We start from the raw sequence: 2,963 nt of genomic DNA, 5'->3' as shown, positions 1-2,963 counted from the left end.
AAGGCCAGAAGGGCCCCCAGGCGGAGAACATCCGCGTCGTCTGACCCCAGCGCCCGCACAGGCCCGGCACCCTCCCGTGGATTCAACAAATCGTCGCAACACGAGGAGTGTTGGGGTCGTTCGTCAGTAGTTCGGTGAAGCGCTCGGCTGGGGTGTCCCAGCCGAGCGTCTTCCGAGGCCGGGTGTTCAGTTCCATGGCGGCGACGTCCAGGGCCTCCCTGGTGTACTTCGAGAGATCCGATCCTTTTGGGACATCGGGTGGGAGAACCGAGGGGTTCGGCGATCAGGCTGCTGGCGCCCCTTGCGCATGCTTCGGCCAGTCCTCAGGCGGCGATAGAGCTCGCGCCACAGGCCGCCCCCGGACCGGGCATACAGCGCCCGGTAGATCGTCTCGTGTGTCACACGCATCTCCGGGCGGTCAGGAAAATCCCGGCGGAGGATACTCGCGATCTGCTCCGGGCTCCATCTCTCGTTCAGACGCGCCTGAATGAACTCCCGCAGTTCAGGGTGCTCGTCGATCCGTCTGGGTCTGGGGCGCGACCGGCGCCTCTCCGCCCGCTTCTGAGCGGCGAACGGGCGGTAGTATCCGGGGTGACTCGGCCTGACGTTGGGGTTGCAGTTACGTCGGATCTCCCGGCTGATGGTCGACGGACTGCGGCCCAGCTCGGCTGCGACCGATCGGACGGACTTCTTCTCGCGTCGCAGGTCAGCGATGTGTATGCGCTCCTCCTCGGACAGGTAGCGAGCAGCGGTGCAGCCGCTGGTCGCACCACCTGCCGGCCCGGCTTCGTGGTCCTTACGCGCTCACCGCGTCCACTGATCCACCGGCCGGTTCGGCGGTTGATGCCGACGCTGCGACTGGCTTCTCTGATACTCACGCCTTCGTGTATCAGTTCGAGAAACCTCTGCTTGACTTCGGAGGGCACCCTCTTGCCGTTCGGGCGCCCCCCCCAGCAGTACTGCTTCTGTTCTTCATCGCCTACCCGGACGTCGGGTGTTGCGACGACCGGTTGAATCCGCCCAGTACACCTCTCGTGAATTCTCCTCCGTATGCGCCGAGTTGGGAGTGACCCAGTCCATGGGTGCGGTGGGTACGTCGGCGGACAATGCCCTCGCCGAGTCGTTCAACGCAGCCCTCAAGCGCGAGACGCTCAAGGGCGCCCGCCGCTTCGACGACGCCCTCGACTGCCGCCTGGCCGTCTTCCGCTGGATCACCCGCTGCAACACCCACCGACGGCACTCGGCCAACGGACAACAGGCCCCGATCGTCTACGAGCGGCAAACGACATGAATGGTGTCCCCTCTCAAGGGACAAGGCCCATCATCCAGAAGATCATCCCACCCGCTCAGCCAACGTGACAGCGCCGTGTCATGGCCGCAGCGCCTGAACCGGCCGGGCGCTCACGCCCCGCTGGACACCCACCGCACCACCGCCGCCACCCCCAGCACCACAGCCGGTACCGCCCACGGCCACCGCATCACCCGCCGCACCGAGGGCGCCAGCCATAGGGCTCCCACCACGCCTGCCAGAACGACGGCCAAGGCACAGGCCAGCTCGATCCCGCCGTACGCGGCCTGGTCCCAGTCGCCGTTCGGACGGGTGTTGATCGCCAGCCAGAGGAAGAACGCCGCCGCCAGGGTCAACAGCACCACCGGAACGGCGAGGATCACGCGGAGCAGGCGGCGGTCGTCGTCGGGGTGGTGCGGGCGATCGTCCACCGGGTGACGGGAGTGACCGATCTTCTGCCTGTCGCCGGTGTGCGAGGGTTTCGAGGACTGCATCAGCGGATCGCGTTCCTTGCCTGGTCCAGGTGATGGGCGAAGTCGCGGCTATAACGTTGCGCCTGATCGTTCTCCCAGTACGGCCCCCCGTTGTACCGCGCGGCAAGCTCCTGTTGCTGCTCCACCGTCATTTCCTCCGGGGGTACGTCGGCGAAGTCGCTCTCCGCCTTGAGCTGGGCCAGGTACTCGGCGGCGATGAAGATGTTCTGTCCCGGGTCCTGGAGCGATTCCTCCACCATGGCTCGCTGTTGGTCGGTGAGGTTCTCCGGGTCGTAGCCGAGCACCTCGGCACCACGCCGTACCTGGATGGCGATCGGACCGAAGGACGTCTCGTCGGGGTCGCCGCCCAGTCGTGACGGCAGGTTATCCGGCCCGATGGGGCTCAACGGGGAGTCCGCCTGTTCCCGGATGGTGTCGGTGATGTCGTCGAGTGGGCCGGGCTGGCCGGCGATCTCCTTCCAGGCGATACCCGCCACCATCGACGGCGGCAGCCCGGAGTTCTGCGCGGCGGCCTTGATGATGTCCTTGTTGGCCCGGATCCACTCGGTCTTCTCCTGGTCACCGGAAGGCGGAATCCAGTAGCTGTCCGTCGCGCCCGGCAATGAAGCGAGCTGCACCCGGATGCTCTGGAGCGTCGGGGAGACCAGCTGGTCCCCGGTCGTCGGGTAGTAGTCCTGCTTGGGACCGCTGCCTGGCAACCGGGTCACCGGGTTACCGCTCGCCTCGGCCGCCTCGCGCCGGAGGTCGGGCATGGCGGCGGCGACGTCCACCCGCTCGGTGAGGAATACCTGGAAGTCCGGCACCAGGTCGTACGCCTGCTTGAGCGCGTGGAGGCAGAGGTCGCGGGCCTCCTTCTCGGTGGTCCGCGCCAGGTCGAAGTCGCCACCCGCCGCGTCGTGCAGCCGGTTGGCCTCGTCCCGAATGTCGTCGACGTCCATGGTCAGCTCCGCGAAGAAGTCCAGGACGCCGGTGGTCTCGCGCATGTCCTCCCACTGCCGCATCGGCTCAGCCTCCTGAGCCGTGCGGGTGATCGCGGTGCCCTTGGTGTGGATCAGGTCCGCGAGCGCCTGCTCGTTGACCAGGCCATTGGAGTAGTAGGCTTTCGCCCAAGGCCGTGAAGTTACGGCTTGAGTGCGGGTGTCCAGGCGGCTGTGATCTGTGGGTTTGCCGGACGTGGGAAG

Annotated in this window: 3 protein-coding genes and 1 pseudogene; 1 reads left to right on the top strand and 3 read right to left on the bottom strand. The window is 66.9% G+C overall.

The annotated features are described in order from the left end of the window. Positions 1–186 precede the first annotated feature (186 nt). On the bottom strand, positions 187–705 hold the full coding sequence (locus JL475_RS41015; protein ID WP_237409467.1) for a helix-turn-helix domain-containing protein: 519 nt from the start codon (positions 703–705) through the stop codon (positions 187–189). 313 nt (positions 706–1,018) lie between these two features. Between JL475_RS41015 and JL475_RS38490 the strand changes: the two are divergent. Next, positions 1,019–1,291: pseudogene (locus tag JL475_RS38490) on the top strand (integrase core domain-containing protein); the annotation flags it as partial. Between the two features lie 110 nt (positions 1,292–1,401). On the opposite strand, the gene JL475_RS38485 reads toward JL475_RS38490, so the two are convergent. Continuing rightward, entirely contained in the window at positions 1,402–1,782 is a 381-nt protein-coding gene (locus tag JL475_RS38485) for a hypothetical protein (RefSeq protein ID WP_202282844.1), read from the bottom strand. Then, positions 1,782–2,963: hypothetical protein (locus JL475_RS38480; RefSeq protein WP_237409466.1), on the bottom strand; the 1,182-nt coding region annotated here is incomplete at its 5' end. The genes JL475_RS38485 and JL475_RS38480, both read right to left, overlap by 1 nt.

The organism is Streptomyces sp. M2CJ-2, from assembly GCF_016757295.1.
GTDB lineage: Bacteria > Actinomycetota > Actinomycetes > Streptomycetales > Streptomycetaceae > Streptomyces.
The sequence above is the reverse complement of the archived record's forward strand: the minus strand, read 5'-3'. Positions and strand labels throughout refer to the sequence as shown.